A 21,597-nucleotide genomic window follows, 5' to 3' on the forward strand; every position below is an offset into this window, starting at 1 on the left:
GTAACCATGTTTTTACCGAGGTCGATCGTGCAAGCTTGCGGAATTGAATACCACGGTCGAGTTAAAAACCATGATCGCGCAGCAATTGCGCGATGTCGCCGTAAAACGTCAGTTGGTCGAAATTCGCCAAGCCCAGGGGTTGGCCGATAATCGACCAGTGATCGGCCGACTCGATGCCCATTTCGATGCCGTAGGCGCCGCTGGCCGTCGGCACCACGCCGTCGTTGGCGCCGTCGACCAATTCCAACAACCAATGCGTCGGCTCGAGCAGGAAAAAGCAATTGTCCGCGGCGTCGGTCTGATAGGAAATGTACGTGACGCGCGGGTCGTCGGGATTGGCCGGGTTGAATTCGTTTTGCACGTAATCGTGCGATAGTTGCACAATGCCGTCCCAGTCGAGGCCGAGCATGTTCATGATCCAATCGATGATGTCCTGCCCGAAGCCCGGGATGACGCCCATCACGACGTCGGACAGCCCCGTGCCCTGGTGCGGCGTCGCCACCGTGACCAAAGCCCCGACGCGATCGCCCCAGCCGAGAGTCGAAATCATATAACGCGCGTCGAGCCCACCCTGGCTGTGGGCGATGATATTGATTTTTTGATTCGGCCCGTAAGCGGCGTTGATTTTTTCGACCCACTCGCCGGCGCGTTCCTCCATCGAATTCACCGGGGAAACCGCCGGTTCGATGACCGTGTAGCCCTTCGCCGTCAGGTCGTCCACCACGCCGGCGAAATAGGAAAACGCTCCCAGGTCGCCCCACCCGAAGAAGCCGTGCATCAACACGATGGGGTATTTGGTTCCCGGAGTATCGGGTGTCGTGTCGTCGTCGTTGTCGTTATCGTCATTGTCGTCGTTGTCGTTGTCGTTGTCGTTGTCGTCGTCGTCGTCCGCGGCGGGCGACGTGTCGTCATCGGCGGCGGCATCATCGTCGTCGCCTTTATTGGCGGTGCCGCAGGCGATCAGCAGGAAGAGGGAAAGCAGGGCAAGCAGAATGCGAATGGACCAGCGGCTCATGGATGTACTCCTCGATGATTCCCGGTCGCGATTATCGCAGAATCCCTTTTTCGTGTAAAAGCCTCACCGGAGGCGAATCAACACCTCGTGGCGGAACGGCGGCGCGAGGTCCGCGCGCGCCAGTTCCTCGGCCAGCGCCGCCGTGTAGCGGTCCAGAATCTCCTGGACGCCCGCGACGGCTTCCGGCTCCACCTGGGCCGCCACCCAGGCGGCGAATTGCCGTTGCGCCTTCGCGGAAAAAGCCGGCCGGACACGGCGGTTGACTACCAGGCGGGCCAGGGCCGCCAGATCCGGCGGCGTCAGCGGCGTCAGCGACGGCGTCCGGCCCAGCAGATCGTGGCAGCGGAACGTATTGAACAAAACCCGGAAGCTGAGATCCGCCGCCATTGGCAGATTGGTGCCGTCGAGGTCGAGAGTTTTTACGGTTTCAGGCGTAATGCCCAGCCGCGTCGCCAAAAGATCGACCAGCCGCTCGAGGCGCGCCAGCCGGGCCAGCGTTTCATCGACCTGCCGCCGTTCCGTCCAGAGCAGCGCCTCGTTGTCCGCGAACCGGACCGGTTCGGGCTGGAGCAAACCCGCCAGCAGTTCGCCCTCGGGGCCGTCGAGCAGCAAGGCCGCCGCGTTCCGGCGATCGAGCGCCACGCGCGGCAGGAGTTGCCGCGCCTGTTTGACCGTCTGCAACACCAGGGTGCGGCCGATCTTGTGCAAGTCGATGATCCGGCGGTGCAGCAGCAAGTCGCGCGCCTGCTCGAGATTGTCTCCGGTCAGGTATTCCAGGCTGATGCTGATATACCCGTCGGTGCGGCTGACGAGCCGGCGCACTTTTTCCAGCTCGAAAAACGGCGTCCGATCGGCGATGACCGCCATGTTGGCCAGCCCCATGATTTCAACCGAAACTTCCTCGCGACCGTCGAACGGCCGGGCCAACACCCGGCGCAGCAGGGTTTCGGGATGTTCGTAGCGGATCAGGTATTGCGAACTGGCAAACACCGCCTCCGGATTTTCGGCGGTGGCCGGCGGCGCGATTTTCTCGGCCGGCCGGAAGCGTTCGAGATCCACCGTGGCGAGAATCTCGATCGCGGCGTGGTATTCGGGAAAGCCGCGGCTTTCCAGGCGGCCGACGCGTTCCTGGTAGGCGCTTTCCTCCACCTCGGGGCCGGCTTCCCAGTAGATCGCTTCCAGCAGTTCGAGAAACAGATCGAGATCCAGGCGGCTGAGCCGGAGGAGCAGGGCGTTGATCAGCCGGCTGATTTCCCGGTTGCAGGTGAATTGGATCAGGTGCCGGCCGTCGGGGGTCAGCAGGGTCAGGCCGTCCTGGACGATCTCGTCGTCGGGGTTGTCGAGTTTCAGTACCCGCAGATGCCGATAGAAAAAGGCGACCAGCAGCGACAGGTCCATGCGGCGGAAGTTGCGCACGAACGCGTCGTCCTCCAGTTCGTTGACCAGGAGAAACCAGGTGCGGGCCTTGTGGACATTGAGCCGGTCGCGATCCCAGCAATCGAGGTCGATGAAGCTCTGCACCTGTTCGGGCGAGGCCAGTTCCAACAAGATCAACGCGTCCTCGGGCCCGAGTTCCATCATCATCAGGTACAGGCTTTCCGCCGGCAGATGAATGACGACTCGGCCCGGTTGCGGGTGTTCCAGCAGCAGGTTGAAGGCGTCGGTCGCGTTCAGGCCGGCGAGAAGCCTGGCGCCTTCCTCCGGCCGGCTGGCGGCCATGCGGGCGTTGAGATCGTGGACGGCGGGTTTTTTGGTCATCGGCTCGTTCGCGGCCTCCGCGGTTGAGGATTCATTGTATAACCGGCGCGGCCGGCTGGCCACGCCGCGCGGTCAACTCTCGTCGAATTCTCCCTGCTTGCCCTCGATGAACGCGCGGATGAACGGATGGGGGGACCGGCGGATTTCGTCGGGCGTGCCTTCCAACAGGATTTTACCGTGGAACAGCACGGCGATTTTGTGGGCGATGCGCAGCGCCGCTTCGACGTCGTGACTGATGATGAAGTTGGTCAGGTTGAATTTTTGCTGCGTCGCGACGATCAGGCGGTTGATGCTGTCGGTCATCAGCGGATCCAGGCCGCTGGTCGGTTCGTCGTACAGCACGACGTCCGGTTTGCGCACGATGGCGCGCGCCAGGCCGACGCGCTTGCGCATGCCGCCCGACAGCTCCGAGGGCATTTTGTGCTCGATGCCCGACAACCCGACCGCTTCCAGCGCTTCGGCGACGCGGGCGCGGATTTCGTCCGGCTTGAATTTGGTATGTTCGACCAGCGGAAAGGCGATGTTCTCCCAGACGCTCATCGAATCGAAGAGGGCGCCGTCCTGAAACAGCACTCCGAACCGGGCGCGTACGCGGTTGATGGCCTGGTCGTCCAGCGTCGTGATGTCCTCGCCGTCGATCAGCACCTGGCCGGAATCCGGCTTGAGCAGGCCGATGATGTGTTTGAGCGTCACCGACTTGCCGCTGCCGCTGCGGCCGAGCAGCACGGTGATCCGGCCCGCCTCGATTTCCAGGTCGAGCCCGTCAAGGATCGGCTGGCCCCGGAAGGCCTTGTGAACGTCGACCAGCCGGATCATGCGGGGCTCACAGGCAGCGCGCCAGCACGTCGACGAGGTCCATCACGTCGACCCGCTCGTCGGCCTTCTGGAACGACCGCATGCAGGTCGGACACGCCGTCACCAGCGTCTTCTTCTCGCCGTCGTTGACCTCGTGCAGGCGCTCGCGGGCGATCTCGCGCGTCATCACCGGGTTGGTGGTCGGAATGGCGCCGCCGCCGCCGCAGCAGTAGGAATGTTTTTCCTTCCAACTGAATTCGATCAGCGGTTCGCGGCAGACCTCGTTGAGCAGTTTACGCGGCTGTTCGAAGACGCCGAGATAGCGGCCGAGGTAGCACGGATCGTGATAGATGACCCGCCGCGCGAACGGCCGCCGCACCGGCAGCTTGCCTTCCTCGACCAGCGGCGCGAGAAATTCGGTCAGGTGGTAGATCCGCTCGGTGAGCTGCACGCCGACCTCGGGCAGCCGCGCCTTCAGCGCCCAGGCGCAGCTCGGGCAGCCGGTGATGATCACCTTGGCGCGGCCGAGCTTTTTGCCCAGCACTTCGGCGTTTTTTTTGAAATCGTCCAGATACCCGGTGTCGTACAACGGAATGCCGCAGCACGGCGTTTCCGCGTCGTAGCAGGCGACGTAGTTGACGTCCATCGCCTCGAGCACCTTGAAGGTGTTCTTGATCGTCTGCGGGTAGTTGTAGATCAGCGAGCAGCCGGGGAAATAGACCACCTGGGCGTCGGCGTTGAACAGCGAAGCGGGCAGCGTCGAGCGCAGCCGGGCCGCGAGATCGTCGCCGAACGGGTTTTGCTGTTCGCGGAAAAAGTGATGGAACTCGACGACTTCCTGCGGCTGGATCTTCTGCCGGACGGCTTCGTTGCGGGCCGCGTGCATCACCGGCGGCACCTCGATCTCGTGATCGCAGAATTCCCGGCAGAGCATGCAGGTGGTGCATTTGTACACGGTGTTGGCGGTGGCGCGATCCCAGCCGACGGCGCCCTGGCCGATCAGGTGCAACAAGGTTTGCCGGCCCCAGGGCGTGAAGGTTTCGTTGCTGCTGGCGTTGCCGACCGGGCAGGAAAAGCGGCACAGTTTCGGACAATAGGTGCAATAGTCGATCTCTTTGTGAAAACGCTTCAGCATGCGTCCTCCGGTTCGCCGTCGAATTTGCCGGGATTGAGAATGTCGTACGGATCCAGTTGCCGCTTGAGGGCGCGCAACAGCGTTTCGGCCACCGGCTGTTGCCGGGCGCGCCACTTGTCTTTCTGCAGGCCGATGCCGTGGTGGTGGCTCAGCACGCCGCCGTTTTTCCCCAGCGCGTCGAGCACCAGCGACCAGGCGCGATCGTAAAGTTCCAGATCCTTTTTCGCCTTGGCGCGGCCGGTCATCGTGAATTCCAGCGAGCAGCCCTCGGGATAGGCGTGCGGCACGTGCGCGGCCAGGCGGATTTCCTTGGGCACGGCGCCGCGCACCGCCCGATAGACGCCCTCGATGTCCCGCCAGGTGGCGGCGACTTCGATGGTGTCGAAAATCGTCTCGGGCTCGGCGAGGATTTCGCTCTGGCGATAATGTTCGGCGTAACGGTGTTCGTACCAGACGCGCGCCGGCTCCTCGCCGTGATCGCGACCGTCGAGGCCGCGGCAGATTTCCACCGCCTTGCGCCCGCTCAGTTCGACCATTCCGGCGCCGCCGCCGAAAATCAGCACCAACAGGCAGCCGCGCACGGCGATGCCCAGTTCGTTCATCGTCGTGGCGGTATCGTCCTCGTCGCAGAGCCGCACGAACAGCGGCCGCATGCCGCAACGGAGTATCAGGCGCAGGCTTTCCAGCCCGGCGGCCAGGTTTTTAAACGCCAGCCCGCGGAAGAAATAGGCTTCCGGCAGCAAATGGATGCGCAGGTGGGTACGGGTGATCACGCCCAACGCGCCTTCGGACCCGAGAAACAAATGATTGAAATCGGGGCCGGTGGCGCGGCGCGGCGCGGTGCGGGTGGTGACGACCGTGCCGTCGGGCAGCACCACTTGCAGGCTGATGACCATGTCTTCGATTTTGCCGTAATAGGTGGCGGCCAGGCCGGCGCTGCGCGTCGCGAGGTACCCGCCGACGGTGGAAGTGCCGAGCGAACCCGGCAGATGGCCCAGCGTGTAACCGTGCCGGTTGAGTTCGCGCTCGAGGTGCGCGCCCAGAATGCCCGGCTGGCAGACCACCAGGTTGCTCTGGTCGCTGATGCGCTCCACCTGCTTCATCCGCTTCAGGTCCAGGATGATGCCGCCGCGCCGCGGCACGGCCGCGCCGCACATCCCGCTGCCCGCGCCGAACGGCACGACGGGCACGCGCATCTCGTTGCAGATGCGCAGGATGCGGCTGACCTCCTCGGTCGTCTCCGGCCAGGCGATCAGTTCCGGGCGGTTTTCGATCCGGCCCCGGCGGACGTCCAGGGTGCCGCGCGGCCACAGGTCGCGGCTGTAGCTGATGCCGTCGAGCGTGCCGTGGCTGACTCGCGTCCCTCCCAGCACGTCCCGGAGGCGGTTGAGCAATTCGACGTTGACGTGACGGCGCGCGGTTGGCGTGGTCATCAGAGCCCCATTTTCGCCGGGTTGAGAATGCCGTTGGGATCCATCTCCCGCTTCAAGGCCTCGAAGAGCTGCATCGCGGCGCCGTGCTCCTCGCTCATGAACCGGGCCTTGCTTAAACCGATGCCGTGGTGGTGGCTCAGCGTGCCTCCCACCCGATGGCAGGCGGCCACCGCCGCGTCCCAGACGGCGCGATAGGCGGCCTCGGCCTTGTCCACCGACTGCGCCGCCGTGACGAAGGTGAAATACACCGAACAGCCGTCGAGATAGGCGTGCGAAAAGTGCGCCATGATGAACGCCTGGTCCTTCACCGCCCGCCGCACCTCGTGGTAGAGCGTCGGCACGCGCCGCCAGGAGGTCGCCATCTCGATCGTATCCACGAACGCGCCGTGGAAGAAAATCTTCGATTGCTGATAGGAAACGTGGTAGCGGTTTTTCCACCAGCGCTGCGCCGGTTCGGGACCGCGGTTCTTGCCGCCGAGCTTTTCGCAGATCAGCGTCGCCAGATTCTTGTCCTCGCGCGACAACTCCTCGTCGCCCTCGAAGGTCAGCACCATCAGGCAGCCCTTCGCGAATCGTTCGAGGGTGTTGATCAGGTCGGCGCGTTGGCCGAAAAACCGCTTGGCCCGTTTGATCGCCCCGGGCACCAGTCCCTGCACCACGTTGCCGAACTGCGACAGCGGCAAGAGGTCGAGGTAGCTTTCGTTGCTCTCGCCTTCCTTGGATTTGTTGCCGACCAGCGCGGTGTCCAGTTCGTCGTAGAGGCGCATCGCGGCCGGCTGCAGATCGTGGCGCATCAACATGCGCATCGCCTCGACGCCCGCCTCGATGCTGTCGAAATGAAACGAGAGAAAATGCCGCGCCGCCGGCAGCGGCCGGATGCGCACGGTGGCCTCGGTGATGATGCCCAGCGTGCCTTCGGAACCGATCAGCATTTGGTTCCAATCCGGTCCCTGCGCGGCGCGCGGCGCCGCCTGGGTCCGCAGGATTTCGCCCGTGCCCAGCACCGCTTCCAGCGCCAGCACCATGTCCTCGATCTTGCCGTATTTCGCCGAGAGCTGACCGGCGCTGCGCGCCGCCAGGTAGCCGCCGAGGGTCGAGCTGTAGATCGAGCTCGGAAAGTGGCCCATGGTATAGCCGCGGCGGTTCAGTTCCAGTTCCAGCAATTGGCCGAGAATGCCCGTCTCGGCCCGGACGGTCAGCGATTTCTCGTCGATTTCAAGAATCCGCTTCATCTTCTTGAGGTCGAGAATGATGCCGCCGTGCAGCGCCACGATGCCGCCGCAAACGCCGCTGCCCGCGCCGTAGGGGATGATCGGCGTGCGCGTTTCGTTGGCCAGGCGCACGATCTGTACCACCTGCGCGGTATCGGCCGGCCAGACGATCACATCCGGCAAGGGTCCGATGCGTCCTTCGTTCGTCGCCAGATTGAACATCGGGTTGTTGTCGTGGCAATAGGAAAGACGATCGATGTCGGTGAGCGAGATATTGGCGTCGCCGACAATGGCCCGCAATCGTTCCTTAATTCCGCTGGTTAGCTGACTCGGTGCCAGGTTCATAAGCTTGTTCCGCGCCTTTCGTTTGGTAACGAAACCAGCGCACAGGTTATTGCCGCAGTGCGTCGATCGTCAAGCGATAAAAGTTTGGATTATGTCTCAATAGACTTGACGAATGTCACTATCAGCCTTTTAATTGATTTGTGAACGACCATGGGAGTCAAACATGAAGGACGCAGTAGAAGTTTTTCGCGAGCATCTTAGGATTCGTGAGATGCGTTGCACCAACGAACGCGACGAAATCGTCCGCGCGCTGGCGACCACCAAAAAGCATTTCAAGATCGAGGATCTGGTCAAGGATCTGGCGGCGCGGGGGATGATCGCCAGCCGGGCGACCGTTTATCGGACCATCCCGCTCCTGGTGGAGGCCGGGTTGGTTCGGGTGGCGGAAACCTCGCCGGGCGCGGAATACACCTACGAATACATCTACGGCCAGGAACACCACGATCACCTGTTCTGCGTGCGTTGCGGGCAGCACATCGAGTTCGAGGAATCGAGCATCGAACGGCTGCAGGAAGAGGTTGCCGAACGCTACAACTTCAAGTTGATCGGACACCGCCTGGATCTGTACGGCCTGTGCTCCGCCTGTGCGTCGAAACTGGCCGCCGAGGACGCCCCGGCCGCTTCGTTGGCAGCCGCGCCGGGCAATCTGTAGTCCGGTTGGTCGGTTCGCGGGGGGCTCGATGATTCCGATCGTCGCGGTGGTCGGCACCTCGGGGTGCGGCAAGACCACACTGGTGTGTTGCCTGGTGGAAGAGTTGACGGCCCGCGGCTATTGCTTGGCCACGCTCAAGCATCACCCCGGCGACTTCGACATCGACCACGAAGGCAAGGACAGCTTTCGCCACCGCGAGGCCGGTTCGCGGCAGGCGATGATCGCTTCCGAAAACCGCCTGGCGATCGTGCGGCGGCTCGATCGGGAAATGACCATCGAGGAAATCGCCGCGACCCTGCCTCAGGATATCGACCTGCTGCTCGTCGAAGGATACAAAAGGGCGGCGGTGCCCAAGATCGAGGTTTGGCGGCAAGCGCAAGCCGATCCCACCCTGGTTTGCTCCGGCGATCCGCACTGGATCGCCCTGGTCACCGATTTTCCCCACGACGTGGAAGTGCCGGTCTTCGATTTGAACCAGCCGGAACAGGTCGCGGATTTTTTGGAGCGGCGGTTTCTGACCAACCGGATTTGTTCATAGAACGCGATCTGAAGACTGGCAATATGATCTAAGTACACATAATAAAAGAACAATACGGCTTTATACGATCATGCTAGATGCCGCAACCGCTAGACTCGCTCTGGTCGTCTTCTTCCGATTTCTTGTTTTGTTGATCGTCGGGCGAATCGTCATCGGCCGGGATGGAATCCAGCAACTCGTCCCAGGTCAACACGGCCGGCTCTTTCTCGGGCGAATAGGCCGCGCTGTCGGAAAAGGCGACCCCGATTTCGCGGCGGTCGGGGAGGAAATAAATGGTTTGCGAGGTGGTGCTCAGGAAATAGTCCTGAATGACGGCCGATTCGATTTTCCACATGTCGTCGAGCGTCAGGCGGCCGCCGGCGAGTTTGATCAGGTCTTTCATGGTGCCGTACCGCTTGCAGCCGTGGTTCAGGCGCATCTTGAGCAGCGTGTTGGTGGCCAGGACGATATCCGGCGGCATCCACGGATCGTCGCTCGCGAGGCGCCGCATCACGCCGCGGTTGTCGACCTCGAGCACCAGTGCCGGGTCGCCGGCGGCCTGGTCGCGGGGCACGGCCAGGGTGATGGCGGAAGCGCCGCTGCGCCGGCTTTCGTCGATCGCTTCGATCACCGGGGTCAGCGGATCGCCGTCGGTGGAATTCGCTCGCCGGTGCATCGTTTCGCGCAGCGTGATGCCGATCGGGATGTAATTTTCGACCAGGATTTGCCAGAGCGGCGTGCCGTTGTGCGCGATGTTGACCACCGCCGTCAGGCCTTCTTCGTTGAGGCAGGACAGACAACTGAAGTAACCGGGAAAAGCCACCGACACCACCGGCTGCAAATCCGGATCGCTCGGCGAAAAAACGAACACCAGGGTGCGCACGGGCAGGAAAAACCGGTCCTCGCCCCGCAGGATCCAATCGAGGTTGCGCACGACGGCGGTCTCGCCGCCGAGGCGTGGATCGCCGGCGGTGGCCTTGTCCCACGCCGCTTGCGAACTGCATGCCATGGCGCCGATATCCGCCACGGCGTTGCATAAAATCAGATCGTCGACGTCGAGGTCGCGGCCCAGTTCGGCGATGTACGGATCGACTCCGGCGGCGATGAGGCCGTCGATGACGCCTTGCGCCTCGTCGAGGTAATCGGGCGGCAGGCCGAACAGCGCGGCGGCCAGCGGATAGGTCAGTTCGTACAGCGCGGGCGGCAGCAGGCGCAGAATGTACTCGTGCATGGCGTCGACGATTTCATCGCCAACCAGATAACCGTGGGCGAATCCCATTTCGTAGGAATCGCCCCAGAGCTGCAGCACGCGCTGGCCGTCGATTTCGGTCAGCCGGCCGTTGACGGACGTCTCGGCGGCTGGCGCCGCCCCGCCAAACGCCAACAGCAAAACGATAGTCCACCCGAGGACATAACGCATCTATATTTCTCCCTGTCGGTGTCGCGGTTGCCGGAGATGAAAATAATCTTGCCGGACTATAAACGTTCAGCGGGGATCGACGCAAGCGCGAACGGTTTGAACCAACAAATTTTGCGGTTCGGCGGGCTTGCCTTCAGGACAGTTCGGCCAGCGCCTTTTCGATCTGTCGGCCGTTGTCGGGCAGGTGCGAGCGGAAATCGTACGCTTCCTGAAACAACTGCCGTGCCGCGTCCTTCTGCCCCATCATCGCCAGGGCGCGCCCCTGGCCGAAAAGGATGCGCGCGTATTGCAGCGGGTAATGGTCTTGCGGGAAAAACGGTAGCGCTTCGCCGAAGTGCGACATGGCGCTTTGCAACAAATCGTAGCGCGAGCGCAGGTGCGTGCCGGTGAACGCCAGCATCAGTTCGCCCAGGTTGCTGTGGAGCATGGCGTACAGATGCGGTTGGCGGCCTTTTTCCACCGCCTGCAGCGCGTCGTGGAAATGTTGCTCGGCATCGTTCAGCGTCGCTTCGTCGGCGGCCTGCCCGGCGATCAACATGCCGACCATGCCCAGGTTGTTTTGCGTCACCGCGTAGAGTTCCGGCGCTTGCGAGCGCGGGCAGTAGGTCAGCGCGCGGGAAAAGTACTCATGGGCCTTGGTCAGGTGGGCGAAGGATTCCACCGGATTGCCGGTGGCCAGATTGCGCCGCAGGCTGCCCAGTTTGTTGAAGAGGTCGGTGAGGTACAGTTCACGCGACGGCCGGTTGGGCTGATTGTCGTCGCGCCACCGGTTGGCGAGGGTTTCGTTTTCGGCCACCGCCAGCGCGGCTTCCAGGTTTTCCCGGGCGCCGCTCAGCGCCGCCCGCCGCGCCTCGGGGTCTTTCGTTTCCAGCGCCCGCCGCAGCAGCAGGTCGCCCAGCACGGCGTGGGCGTCGGCCAGGGAAAAACTGATTTCCCCCGTTTGCAGGGTGGCGATCGATTCCAGCAGCCATTTTTCGGCCGCTGTCAGCCGGTCGAAGTCGCGCCGCGCCGGCAGCAACAGCAAAAACTTGGCGGCCTGGGCCTTGATTTGCGCCTCGTCGCGCGGCCGGCCTTCCAGCAGGTACAAATGGCCGACCTCGTGAAACAGCGAAATGATCCAGTCCAGCTTGGCCAGATGAATTTCCGGATTCGAATCGGGTTTGATGTTCGCCTTGAGTTCCTCGACCTGCTCGACCAGCCGCCGCTGCAGATAGGCGATGACGATCTCGTTTTCGTTGCGCCGCTTGCGCTTCCAGAACATCCGACTGCTCCTTCCGGCGAAACCGACTCGCCGCAGATTCCGTCCCGATCCAGAGACCGTACGCGACCGGGCGCGGCGCTCAGAACATCACGCCGCCGCCGAAGCCGAAGCTGAATACGCCGTTTTCAGTGGAGAATTCGGTGACGTCGGGGATCGTGTAGGTCGCGCCGACCGACATGACCAGCGGCCCGCCCATGTAAATGCTCACGCCGCCGGTAATGAAGGTCGAATAAAGCGTTTCGTCGTAATCGACCTCGCGCGTGTCCCCGGCGTTGTTCGGATCGTCTTCCTTCTGGGTCCACCAGTAATAGGTCATGCCGACGCCCGGGCCGAAATAAACGCCGTAGTTGCCGAAGCGGAACGGCGTAAAAATCACCGACAGATCGGTCGGGATGTACTTGATGTAAACCGTCTCGGTCTTGTCGTCGGGACCGTCGTATTCGATCGGATAGGTGCCGAATCCCGGCGACAGGGTGACGTTCACCCAGTGATTGAAGTAGTAGGTCAGGCCCAGGCGGCCCTCGAAACCGAACCCGGCGGACGAACTGATGCCGCCGCCGCTGATCGACAAGCCGATGCGGCCGGCCATGGGGTCGGATTTTTCGGTTTTATCGGTCTGGTCGTCCTTGCCCTGGCCCTTTTTCTTGCCTTTTTTCGCGGCCGACGCCGGCAGCGACAGGCAAAGCACCAGGGCCAGCGCCAACAGCGCGATTAACACTCGTTTTTTACTCATTCCGGTCCTCCCACGGCGCCACGGATTTTCAGCCGTCCAGCTTCTTTTTCAACAAATCGTTGACCAGTTGCGGATTGGCCTGGCCCTTCGTCTGTTTCATGATCTGACCGACGAAGAAGCCGAACAAACCCGTCTTGCCGCTCTTGTATTGATCGAGTTGTTTGGGGTTGTTCTTGAGCACTTCTTCGATCATCGGCTCCAGCGACGACGAATCGCTGATCTGCGTCAGGCCGCGTTTGGCGACGATTTCGCCCGGCGAGCCTTCGCCCGCCGCCATCGCCGCGAGCACGTCCTTGGCGATTTTGCCGCTGATGCTGCCGCCGGCGATCAGGCGGATCAGTTCGGCGAGCGCCGCGGGCGTCACGGGGCTGGCGGCGGCGCCGATTTCCCGCTCTTTCCACAGCGCGGTCAGGTCGCCCATCACCCAGTTGGCGGCCAGTTTCGGATCGGCGAGCGCGGCGACCTGCTCGTAAAACGCGGCGGTATCCGGGTCTTCGGTCAGCACGCCCACGTCGTACGGCGTCAGGCCGTACTGTTTTTCGAACCGTTCGTTCATTTCCCAGGGCAGTTCGGGCAGCTCGCTTTTGGCGCGCTGGACCGCCGCGGCCTCGACGATCAGCGGGGGCATGTCGGGCTCGGGGAAATAGCGGTAATCGTGGGCTTCTTCCTTGGAGCGCATCGAAAACGTTTCGCCCCGGGCCGAATCGAACAGCAGGGTTTCCTGCCGAATCCGGCCGCCGCTTTCGTAGACGGCGATGTGCCGTTGCGCCTCGAATTCGAGCGCCTGTTTGACGAATTTGAAGGAATTGACGTTTTTGATCTCGGTGCGCGTCCGGAGCGCGGTTTCGCCGATCGGCCGCACCGACACGTTGGCGTCGCAGCGCAGCGATCCCTGTTCCATGTTGCCGTCGCAAACGCCGAGGCGCACGACCAGTTGGCGCAAGGTTTTCAGGTAGGCGGCCGCTTCTTCCGGCGAACGCAGGTCGGGCTCGGAGACGATTTCGACCAGCGGCACGCCGCAGCGGTTGAAGTCGATCAGGCTGTAGGCGGCGTCGGCGCCCTCGCCGTGGCTGCTCTTGCCGGCGTCTTCCTCCAGGTGCAGCCGCGTGATGCCCACGCGCTTGATCGTGCCGTCGGCCAGGCGGACGGGCAGAAAACCGCCGGTGGCCAGCGGCCGGTCGAACTGGCTGATCTGGTAGCCTTTGGTCAGGTCGGGATAGAAGTAGTTTTTCCGCGCCCAGATCGATTTTTCGTGCACGGTCGCGCCGACGGCGAGCGACAGCCGGACGGCCTGTTCGACGACCGCGCGGTTGGGCACCGGCAGCGCGCCGGGCAGACCCAGGCAGGTCGGGCAAATGTTCGTGTTGGGTTCGTCGCCGTAGCGGTTGGGGCAGCGGCAGAACGCCTTGGTCTTCGTTAAAAGCTGCACGTGCACTTCGAGGCCGATGATGGTTTCCCAGTTCATGCCGTCACCTCCGGCCAGGTCCATTCCGGCCGCCGCAGGGCTTCCCAGGCCGCGGCGGCTTGGAAGACGGCTTCCTCGCCGAAAGCCGGCCCGATGAATTGCAGGCCGATCGGCAGGCCCAGGCGGTCGCGGCCGCACGGCAGCACCAGGCCGGGCAGGCCGGCCAGGTTGACGCTGATGGTCAGGATGTCCGACAGGTACATGCCGAGCGGATCGTCGACGCGCGCGCCGAGCTTGATCGCCGTTTCGGGCGCGGTCGGCGCGCCGATGACGTCGACCTGTTTGAAGGCTTCGACAAAGTCGCGCCGGATGAGCGTGCGGGCCTTTTGCGCCTTGGCGTAGTAGGCGTCGTAGTAGCCCGCCGACAGCGCGAAGGTGCCGATCAGGATGCGGCGGGTCACCTCGGGGCCGAAGCCATCGAGCCGCGTGTTGGTGTACATCTCCAGGAGGTCGCGCGCGTCCGCGCTGCGGTGGCCGTAGCGCACGCCGTCGTAACGCGCCAGGTTGGAACTGGCCTCGGCGGGGGCGATCAGGTAATAGGCCGCAACGCAATATTCGGTGTGCGGCAGCGAAATCTCGACCAGCTTCGCCCCGTTTTTCTCCAGCGTCGCCAGCGATTCGCGCACCGCCGCTTCCACGTCGGGGGCGATGCCTTTGATGAAGTATTCCTTCGGCACGCCGATGCGCAGTCCCTGTAAGCCGCGTTCGCAGGCCGCGCGGTAGTCGGGCACCGGCAGCGGCGCGCTGGTCGCGTCGTGCGGATCGGCCCCGGCGATGATTTGCAGCAGCAGCGCGGCGTCGCGCACCGTGCGGGTCAGCGGGCCGATCTGGTCGAGGCTGGAGGCGAAGGCGAAGATGCCGTAGCGGCTGACGCGGCCGTACGTGGGCTTGATGCCGACGATGCCGCAATGGCTGGCCGGCTGGCGGATCGAGCCGCCGGTGTCGGTGCCCAGCGCGCCGGGCACGTGGCCGGCCGCGACGGCGGCCGCGGAGCCGGAACTGCTGCCGCCGGGCGCGTAGTCGAGGTTCCACGGGTTATGCGTCGGGCCGAAGGCGCTGTATTCGCCGGAGCTGCCCATGGCGAATTCGTCCTGGTTGGTCTTGCCGAGCAAGACCGCGCCGGCGTCCAACAGCCGGGCGGTCGCGGTCGATTCGTACGGCGCCTGGTAGTGGCCGAGGATTTTCGAGCCGGCCCGCGCCGGCAGGCCGACCACGTTGAAGTTGTCTTTGATTCCGAGCGGCACGCCGGCCAGCGGCGGCAGTTCGTCGCCGGCTTGCAGGCGCGCGTCGAGGGCGGCGGCGCGCGCCAGGGCCGGTCCCTCGGCGAGGGTCAGCCAGGCGTTCAGCCGCTTTTCGGTCGCCCGGATGCGGGCCAGGGCGTCGGTCACCAGCGCGGTGCTGGTGACGCGCCGCTCGCGCAGGGCGGCGGCCATTTGGGCGATGGTCCAGCCGGCGGTGTTCATGCGCTGCCCCCTCCCTCGATGACCTTGGGGACGCGCACGTACGGCGGCACCGCGTCGGGGGCGTTGCGGAACAGTTCGCGCGGCGCCAGACCGGCCCGCACGGCGTCTTCCTGCAGCGCGCCGAGCAACTCGACGGCGTGGCTGGTCGGCTCGACGCCTTCCAGGTCCAGTTCGGCGAGCTTGTTCACATAGTCGAGAATCCGCCCCATCTGTTCGGTCAGGCGGTCGAGATCGCGTTCCTCGACGCGCAGCCGGGCCAGGGCGGCCACGTGCAAAACCTGTTCACGATCGATGGCCATGATTTGGATCGGGCTCCTATTTCGTCCCGAGGATCGAGCGAACCTCGGCCGCGTAACGGCCGTCGGGACGGGCGTTGAGGTAGGCCTGGTAATTTTGTTTTTTCAGCATCTCGTTGCCGCTGGCTTCGTACGCGGCGCCCAGGAAGTAATAGGCGTCCGGGCTGTAATTGCGCGCCGTCGTGCAGGCGTCGATCGCGGCCTCGTAATGGCCGCCGTTGAGCATGAGCTGGCATTTGCGCAAATAAATCTCGCCCGTGTAGACGCCCAGCTTCATCAGTTCGTTGGTCAGGCCGAGGGCCTCGTTCTGCGACCCGCGGCGCACGGCGTCGTCCAGCTTTTTCAACAGCTCCTTCGCCTGGGCCTTCTTGTCGGTGTCCGAAGCGGTTTCGGCCGGCAGTCCGGGCACCGGACCGGTTTGGGCGAGGTCGCCGTTGAGCAGGCTCTGGTATTGCTCGATGCGCCGCTTGGCCTCGAGGTGGTCGGGAATCAGGGCGAGCGCCTTTTCCTCGGTCTCCAACGCTTTTTTCAAATCCTTTTCCGAGGCGTACAGGTCGGCGAGCAGGTGCAGGGCGCGGAAGTGCAGCCGGTTCATCGCCACCGCGCTGTTGAGCGAAAAGATCGCCTTGTCCTGATCCTTCTGTTGGATGTAGAGCAGGGCCAGCAGGTAGTTGGATTCCGCGTCCTCCGTGGCGTCGTCCTCCTTGACGGTCAACGCCTCGTGAAGGCTCTTGTCCGCCTCTTCCAATTTGCCGGAGGCCAGTTCGCAGGCCGCCTTGGCGCGCAGCGCGGACGCTTCCTGCGGCGCCAACTCGAAGGCTTTTTGCGCGGCCTGGCAGGCGGGTTCGACGCGATCGTCCTTTTGCCGCTCGATCGCCAGATACGCCAGATATAGCGCCTTGGTCGCCAACGCGGGTACAAAATCCGGCTTCACTTGCAGCGCCTCGTCGAGCGAACCGACCGCTTTTTCGAGCGCCTCGGCCGTGCCGGGTTCCGCCAGACGCAGGGCCGCCTGGTATTTGTTGTCGTAGCTCAGGCGTTCCTTGTTCTGGTCTTGCGCGATTTGCGAAGCCTCGTTGCGCTTGGCCATGTTGCCTTCGATCTGCTTGATTTCCTTTTTCGCGGAGAAGGCAAAAACGATCAGCCCGATCACCAGCAAAACGACGCCGATCAGGCCGCCGATCTTGGCCAGTTTCCGCCAGTCGCCGAAGCGCCGCAGGTTCGCCAGATCGGAGGCCAGGTCCAGGTCGAGCGGCCGGCGCGGTTTCGCCTTCTTCTTGCGCGCCAGCGGATTGAACGCCCGTTCGTAGCGGTTCGGCGGCTCCTCCTCGATCACGTGATCGAATTCGGCGTCCAACCGTTCGGCCTCGGCGGTCGTTTGCATCTCGGATACCGGTTCCGCGATGACGGCTTCGGCCTCCACCTCGAGAAGCGATTCCTCCTCGGCGACCGGTTCCACTTCCGGCAACGGCTCGGGTTCGGGCGTCGCTTCGGGTTCGATCGGCGGAGCGGGTTTGACTTCGAACGACAGCGAAGGCATCGCGGGTGCCGCTGCTTGAGACGGCGGAACGGATTTGACGTCGAACGACAGCGAAGGCATGACGGGCGCCGCCGGTTCGGCCGGCGCGGATTTTTCCTTGAAGGTCAGCGGCAGGTTCAACAGATCGCCGAGTTCGGGCATTTTGGGACGCTCGACCGCCGGCGGGGGCGTTTCGATGGGAGTCGCCATGACTTCAGGAATCGTTTCCGGTTCGGGAATCGGTTCGGCGACGGCTTCGATCACCGGTTCGGGAATCGGTTCGGCAATCACTTCGATTTCCGGTTCGGGGATTGGTTCGGCTGCGGCTTCGATTTCCGGTTCGGGAATCGGTTCGGCGACGGCTTCGATCACCGGTTCGGGAATCGGTTCGGCAATCACTTCGATTTCCGATTCGGGGATTGGTTCGGCGACGGCTTCGATGTCCGGCTCGGAAGTCGGTTCGGTATCGGTTTCGGTTCTCGTTTCCGACAGCGGTTCGGCTTCCGCTTCGGGTAGGTCGTCCGTCGGTTCGGTTTCGACGGACGATTCGGTCGCGCTCATTCGCGGCAAGGGTTGATCGATGAAGGTCGATCGCACGACTCCCTTGCGCATACCGGTTTCGCGGGCGGCTGGTTCCAACCCGGCAAGCGAAGGCATGGGAATCGCCTGCGTGGCCGGAATCGACTGACTCGGCGAAGGCGCCGCCGGTTCAGCCGGCGCGGGTGCGGCAGCCGGCGCGGGCGTTTCGGCCGGCGCGGATTCCGGTTTTACGGCCGCTTCGGAGGGCCGGCCATCGGCAAAGGCGCGGAAAACCGTCGCGCATTTGCGGCATTTCACCAACAGTCCTTTGGCTTTTCCCTGAATTTTTTCATCGGGAATCGGGTACTCCGCCGCACAAACCGGGCAAGCTGCCTTCATCAAATCACTCCCAAAATTTACAAGCCGACCACCGGATACACTAAGATAAGCAAGATCATCCAACTTTTCAGGTCCAATCGTCAACCTTCGAAGCAAAGGAATTTGCGGGCCGTGAAAAAAACGGGTATAGCTGACTGGGCTCGTCAGAAACCTGGAAGCACGATGAACATCCGCGTTTTGACCATTTTCCCCACTTTCTTTTCTTCCTGCCTGGGCGAAGGCCTGCTCGGCAAGGCGGCCGACAAGGGCCTGGTGAACGTCGCGGCCGTCAACCTGCGCGATTATGCGACCGGTCGGCATCGGCCGGTGGACGACGTGCCGTACGGCGGCGGGGCCGGCATGGTGATGAAGGTCGACGTCTGGGCGAAGGCGATCGAGGCGGCGCGGCGCGAACTGCCGGGCGCCCGCGTGGTGCTGTTGACGCCGCAGGGCCCGAAACTCGACGAACAAACGGCGCTCCGGCTGGCGCGGGAAACGTCGCTGGTGTTTTGTTGCGGCCGCTACGAAGGCGTGGACGAACGGGTCGCCGAACACCTCGTGGACGAATGGCTGTCGATCGGCGACTTCGTGCTGACCGGCGGCGAACCGGCCGCGCTGGCGGCGATCGACGCCATCGCGCGCAAACTGCCGGGCGTGATCGGCAAGGCCGAATCGGTGGAAACCGACACCTTCACGGCGGGGCTCAAACATCCGGCCTACACCCGGCCGCCTGAGTTTCGCGGCTGGCGGGTTCCCGAGGTGCTGCTCGGCGGCAACCATGCCGCCATCGAGGATTGGCGCCGCCGGGAATCGTTGGCGCGCACGGCGCGGCTGCGGCCCGACCTGGCGGCCGGCGCGGCGGCTTCGCGGGTGCGCCTCGCGGTGCGCGATCCCGAGCCGTGGCTGCTCGAGCCGCTGGCGGCGGCCGGGCGCGCCTACGGCTTGCGCGAGGTCGTCTGCGCGGTCGTCGATCCGGACCGGCGCCGCGCGCTGCGCGAAACGGCCGGCGACCTGGTCAAGGTGACCGGACCGCTCGACGCGGCGCTACGCAAACGGCCGAAGGAGCGGTTGTTCCACCTGGCCGACCGGCCGGGCCCGGGGCAGGCGCCGCTCGCGGAAATCGCGGCCCGGTTGGCGGCGGCCACCGACGGCGCAACGATCGTCTGGGGCGGCGAACCGCCGCGGAAAGCCGTTTCGGCCGCGCCGGCGCTGCCCGGCGAAGCCGCCTCGCCCCTCGCGTTGTTTGTCTGGCTCGAACGCCTCTTCAGCGGTCGTTGAGCAAGCGGCGCCACAAAGCCCCGCGCCGGTGCTATAATCGCCCGAACTTTTGACCCCGAGTCGACCCGATGCGCGTCCTGCTGCTCAATCCGCCCGAGAGGCACACCGTGCAGGCCAACCTGCCCGCGGCGGTGGAAGGCTTGCGCGGCGCGACGCCGCCCATCGGCCTGCTGTACGTCGCGGCGGCGGCCCGCGAGGACGGCCGGCACGAGGTGTCCTTTCTCGATGCCCACGCCGAACGCCTGGACGACGCGAAACTCGAGCGGGCCGTCGGCCTCTTGCGGCCCGACGTCGTCGGCCTGCCGGTCAACACCTTCACGCTGCCCGACGCCGTCGAGGTGGTGAAGATCGTGCGGCGCGCCGCGCCCGAAAGCGTGGTCGTCGCCGGCGGCCTTCAGCCGTTTCTGTATCCGCGCGAGACCGCCGCACTCTCGCTGTTCGATTACGCCCTGCAAGGCGAGGCCGAACGCTCGTTTCCGGCGCTCTTGGCGGCGATCGACGAGTGGGAGGGCTTCGAGCGCGTGCCGGGCATCCTCTTTCAGCGCGGCGGGCGGATCGTCACCAACCCGCCGCCCGCGCCGCTCGAGAATCTCGACGAACTGCCGTTTCCGGCGCACGATTTGACGCCCATCCGCCGCTACCGGTCCATCGTCACGTCGCGGCACCCGATCGGCATCGTGATTTCCAGCCGCGGCTGCCCGTTCCACTGCGCCTTCTGTTCGCATTCGGTGACGGGCAAACGTTTTCGGACGCGGTCGGCGGAAAACGTCATCGAGGAAATGGCTTTCTGCAAATCGCTCGGCATTCGGTACATTTTGTTTTACGACGAAGTGATGACCGTCAACAAAGAGCGGATGTTGGCGCTGTGCGAGGGAATCAAGGGCCGCGATTTGCGCCTGCCGTGGATGGCGCGGGCCCGCGTCGGGTCGGTCGACGCGGAAACGTTCGCGGCCATGAAGCGCGCCGGCTGCGACCTGGTGACGATGGGCATCGAATCGGGCAGCCCGCGGGTGTTGGCGCGACTCAACCGGCCCGTCGACACCGCCGCGATGGTCGAAACCTTCCGCCAGGCGCGGCGCGCCGGCTTGCGGACGATCGCCTACTTCATGATCGGCAACCCGGACGAGAAAATGGCGGATGTGCGGGCGAGCCTCCGGGTCGCCAAAAAGGCCGGGCCCGACCTGGTGCACGCCTCGGTCTTCACGCCCTATCCGGCCACCGACCTCTACGAGGAAGGACGGCGCACCGGCCGCTTCCGTACCGACTTCTGGCGCGAGTTCGCCGCCGAGCCGGTCGCGAATTTCCGCCCGCCGCTCTGGACCGAACCGGACGTCGATGAAGCGGAAATCGGCCGCCGCCTGCGCTGGTTCTACCGCCGCTTTCACCTGCGCCCCGCTTACATCCTGCGCCGCCTGTTTTCACTGCGCGGCCCGGGCGATCTGGCGCGCCATCTGCGCGGCTTGCGCGCACTGCTTTCGCCGCGCCGGTGGAACGCCGCGCGCGAGTAACACTGAAAGCCGCCGCCGATTCGTAAATGATTATTTTATTGACAAAGAGTTAGAAAAAAATTACCCTAATGATGGTTATTGTCTTTTACAATTACCGATAGGAAATGGCAGTGAGTGCCAATTTTTTACCGACAAAAGAAATTATTGGCCATTCCGCCTTCAGCTTATCCATCATGGTTGGGGTGTTTTCTCTGCCACCTAGCGGCTTTTTCGTTCAGACGATCCAGTCCCTTCAGGATTTGTTGATAGCAACCGAGTCTTGGCGATATTTTTCAAGATGGAGAGTACGGCGATGAAATGTCGTTGGAATTGGGAATTTCTTCTTGGTCTTATTTGTCTTGCTTCCACTATTTTGATGTTTTCTTGTGGAAAGACAAATCAGGCGATGCCGGGCGCGAAAAATGAAAAATATCCTGGCTTGGTTACCCGATTTAGCACGGACGGCGGCCCTGAAATTCCCGCGCCCTTGGGGGCTTCCGCCAAATGGCTTCAAAGCGGCAGTGGAATAATTGACGCCAACGGGACAAACCCGGCGGCGACGATCGTGATCACCGGCCCCGACGAGTTTTCCTGTTATGCCAAAGTGAAGGTTTTGGCCCGCTTCGGGTCGTTACGGGAAACGCTGATCGACGAGGAAATCGCCATCGGCGCGCGACAACAATTGACATTACCGCTCGCTCTCAAGCCTGTTCTTTCGCTGCACGAAAAACAAGCGCTGTATGTTACCCGAATCAAGGCCGCGGTATCTTTCATTTACTTTGACGAGAAAGCCGTTTATCGGCAGAAACTGGAGGAACGTTACCTCGCGCTGGACGAGACAACCGGAAAGTCCCTGGTCATGGACGGCGCAACGATGTTGGCCGCCTATCCCAACGGCATCACGAACGCCGCGGAAT

General features: G+C 63.6%; 18 protein-coding genes. 5 read left to right on the forward strand and 13 right to left on the reverse strand.

The window, feature by feature from the left end; translation table 11 throughout:
* Positions 1-61: 61 nt before the first annotated feature.
* From GX444_00065 to GX444_00090, 6 genes are all read right to left on the reverse strand, one after another.
* Positions 62-1,015, reverse strand: a complete 954-nt coding sequence (locus GX444_00065; protein ID NLH46975.1) for a hypothetical protein — start codon at positions 1,013-1,015, stop codon at positions 62-64.
* A 63-nt stretch (positions 1,016-1,078) separates the two neighbouring features.
* Entirely contained in the window at positions 1,079-2,773 is a 1,695-nt protein-coding gene (locus tag GX444_00070; protein NLH46976.1) for a hypothetical protein, read from the reverse strand.
* 72 nt (positions 2,774-2,845) lie between these two features.
* The gene (locus GX444_00075; GenBank protein ID NLH46977.1) at positions 2,846-3,589 is read right to left on the reverse strand and encodes an ABC transporter ATP-binding protein; all 744 of its coding nucleotides are present in this window, start codon (positions 3,587-3,589) and stop codon (positions 2,846-2,848) included.
* 7 nt (positions 3,590-3,596) lie between these two features.
* A complete protein-coding gene (locus GX444_00080; protein ID NLH46978.1) occupies positions 3,597-4,703 on the reverse strand; it encodes a (Fe-S)-binding protein in 1,107 nt (368 codons plus the stop codon).
* A complete protein-coding gene (locus GX444_00085; protein ID NLH46979.1) occupies positions 4,697-6,136 on the reverse strand; it encodes an FAD-binding oxidoreductase in 1,440 nt (479 codons plus the stop codon). Before GX444_00085 ends, GX444_00080 begins: the two co-directional genes overlap by 7 nt.
* Entirely contained in the window at positions 6,136-7,692 is a 1,557-nt protein-coding gene (locus GX444_00090) for an FAD-binding oxidoreductase (protein ID NLH46980.1), read from the reverse strand. Before GX444_00090 ends, GX444_00085 begins: the two co-directional genes overlap by 1 nt.
* A gap of 211 nt (positions 7,693-7,903) precedes the next feature.
* On the opposite strand from GX444_00090, the gene GX444_00095 reads away from it, so the two are divergent.
* On the forward strand, positions 7,904-8,344 hold the full coding sequence (locus tag GX444_00095; protein ID NLH46981.1) for a transcriptional repressor: 441 nt from the start codon (positions 7,904-7,906) through the stop codon (positions 8,342-8,344).
* A 28-nt stretch (positions 8,345-8,372) separates the two neighbouring features.
* Positions 8,373-8,882, forward strand: coding sequence for a molybdopterin-guanine dinucleotide biosynthesis protein B (gene mobB, locus GX444_00100; protein NLH46982.1), 510 nt, complete (start codon positions 8,373-8,375; stop codon positions 8,880-8,882).
* A gap of 73 nt (positions 8,883-8,955) precedes the next feature.
* Here mobB and GX444_00105 read toward each other — a convergent pair whose 3' ends face one another.
* The 7 genes from GX444_00105 to GX444_00135 form a co-directional block, all read right to left on the reverse strand.
* Complete coding sequence (locus tag GX444_00105; GenBank protein ID NLH46983.1) at positions 8,956-10,281, reverse strand: hypothetical protein; 1,326 nt, start codon at positions 10,279-10,281, stop codon at positions 8,956-8,958.
* 133 nt (positions 10,282-10,414) lie between these two features.
* The gene (locus GX444_00110; GenBank protein ID NLH46984.1) at positions 10,415-11,542 is read right to left on the reverse strand and encodes a hypothetical protein; all 1,128 of its coding nucleotides are present in this window, start codon (positions 11,540-11,542) and stop codon (positions 10,415-10,417) included.
* Between the two features lie 79 nt (positions 11,543-11,621).
* On the reverse strand, positions 11,622-12,275 hold the full coding sequence (locus GX444_00115; protein NLH46985.1) for a hypothetical protein: 654 nt from the start codon (positions 12,273-12,275) through the stop codon (positions 11,622-11,624).
* 28 nt (positions 12,276-12,303) lie between these two features.
* Positions 12,304-13,740: an Asp-tRNA(Asn)/Glu-tRNA(Gln) amidotransferase subunit GatB gene (gatB, locus tag GX444_00120; GenBank protein ID NLH46986.1), complete on the reverse strand. Its 1,437-nt coding sequence runs from the start codon at positions 13,738-13,740 to the stop codon at positions 12,304-12,306.
* A complete protein-coding gene (gene gatA / locus GX444_00125; protein NLH46987.1) occupies positions 13,737-15,203 on the reverse strand; it encodes an Asp-tRNA(Asn)/Glu-tRNA(Gln) amidotransferase subunit GatA in 1,467 nt (488 codons plus the stop codon). Before gatA ends, gatB begins: the two co-directional genes overlap by 4 nt.
* Complete coding sequence (gene gatC / locus GX444_00130; protein ID NLH46988.1) at positions 15,200-15,502, reverse strand: Asp-tRNA(Asn)/Glu-tRNA(Gln) amidotransferase subunit GatC; 303 nt, start codon at positions 15,500-15,502, stop codon at positions 15,200-15,202. Before gatC ends, gatA begins: the two co-directional genes overlap by 4 nt.
* A gap of 16 nt (positions 15,503-15,518) precedes the next feature.
* Entirely contained in the window at positions 15,519-17,936 is a 2,418-nt protein-coding gene (locus GX444_00135) for a hypothetical protein (protein ID NLH46989.1), read from the reverse strand.
* Between the two features lie 162 nt (positions 17,937-18,098).
* Here GX444_00135 and trmD point away from each other — a divergent pair, with 162 nt between their 5' ends.
* The 3 genes from trmD to GX444_00150 form a co-directional block, all read left to right on the forward strand.
* A complete protein-coding gene (gene trmD, locus GX444_00140; protein ID NLH46990.1) occupies positions 18,099-19,193 on the forward strand; it encodes a tRNA (guanosine(37)-N1)-methyltransferase TrmD in 1,095 nt (364 codons plus the stop codon).
* 68 nt (positions 19,194-19,261) lie between these two features.
* On the forward strand, positions 19,262-20,701 hold the full coding sequence (locus tag GX444_00145) for a B12-binding domain-containing radical SAM protein (GenBank protein NLH46991.1): 1,440 nt from the start codon (positions 19,262-19,264) through the stop codon (positions 20,699-20,701).
* Positions 20,702-20,993: 292 nt separating this feature from the next.
* On the forward strand, positions 20,994-21,597 hold a 604-nt coding region (locus tag GX444_00150; GenBank protein NLH46992.1), incomplete at its 3' end, for a hypothetical protein.

This window comes from Myxococcales bacterium, assembly GCA_012517325.1.
In the GTDB taxonomy this organism is placed as follows: domain Bacteria; phylum Lernaellota; class Lernaellaia; order Lernaellales; family Lernaellaceae; genus JAAYVF01.

Excerpts from the sequence above, each read along its gene's own strand:
- GX444_00065 (NLH46975.1), bottom strand. The coding sequence starts at position 1,015 with ATGAGCCGCTGGTCCATTCGCATTCTGCTTGCCCTGCTTTCCCTCTTC.
- GX444_00070 (NLH46976.1), bottom strand. The coding sequence starts at position 2,773 with ATGACCAAAAAACCCGCCGTCCACGATCTCAACGCCCGCATGGCCGCC.
- GX444_00075 (NLH46977.1), bottom strand. The coding sequence starts at position 3,589 with ATGATCCGGCTGGTCGACGTTCACAAGGCCTTCCGGGGCCAGCCGATC.
- GX444_00080 (NLH46978.1), bottom strand. The coding sequence starts at position 4,703 with ATGCTGAAGCGTTTTCACAAAGAGATCGACTATTGCACCTATTGTCCG.
- GX444_00085 (NLH46979.1), bottom strand. The coding sequence starts at position 6,136 with ATGACCACGCCAACCGCGCGCCGTCACGTCAACGTCGAATTGCTCAAC.
- GX444_00090 (NLH46980.1), bottom strand. The coding sequence starts at position 7,692 with ATGAACCTGGCACCGAGTCAGCTAACCAGCGGAATTAAGGAACGATTG.
- GX444_00095 (NLH46981.1), top strand. The coding sequence starts at position 7,904 with ATGCGTTGCACCAACGAACGCGACGAAATCGTCCGCGCGCTGGCGACC.
- mobB (NLH46982.1), top strand. The coding sequence starts at position 8,373 with ATGATTCCGATCGTCGCGGTGGTCGGCACCTCGGGGTGCGGCAAGACC.
- GX444_00105 (NLH46983.1), bottom strand. The coding sequence starts at position 10,281 with ATGCGTTATGTCCTCGGGTGGACTATCGTTTTGCTGTTGGCGTTTGGC.
- GX444_00110 (NLH46984.1), bottom strand. The coding sequence starts at position 11,542 with ATGTTCTGGAAGCGCAAGCGGCGCAACGAAAACGAGATCGTCATCGCC.
- GX444_00115 (NLH46985.1), bottom strand. The coding sequence starts at position 12,275 with ATGAGTAAAAAACGAGTGTTAATCGCGCTGTTGGCGCTGGCCCTGGTG.
- gatB (NLH46986.1), bottom strand. The coding sequence starts at position 13,740 with ATGAACTGGGAAACCATCATCGGCCTCGAAGTGCACGTGCAGCTTTTA.
- gatA (NLH46987.1), bottom strand. The coding sequence starts at position 15,203 with ATGAACACCGCCGGCTGGACCATCGCCCAAATGGCCGCCGCCCTGCGC.
- gatC (NLH46988.1), bottom strand. The coding sequence starts at position 15,502 with ATGGCCATCGATCGTGAACAGGTTTTGCACGTGGCCGCCCTGGCCCGG.
- GX444_00135 (NLH46989.1), bottom strand. The coding sequence starts at position 17,936 with ATGAAGGCAGCTTGCCCGGTTTGTGCGGCGGAGTACCCGATTCCCGAT.
- trmD (NLH46990.1), top strand. The coding sequence starts at position 18,099 with ATGAACATCCGCGTTTTGACCATTTTCCCCACTTTCTTTTCTTCCTGC.
- GX444_00145 (NLH46991.1), top strand. The coding sequence starts at position 19,262 with ATGCGCGTCCTGCTGCTCAATCCGCCCGAGAGGCACACCGTGCAGGCC.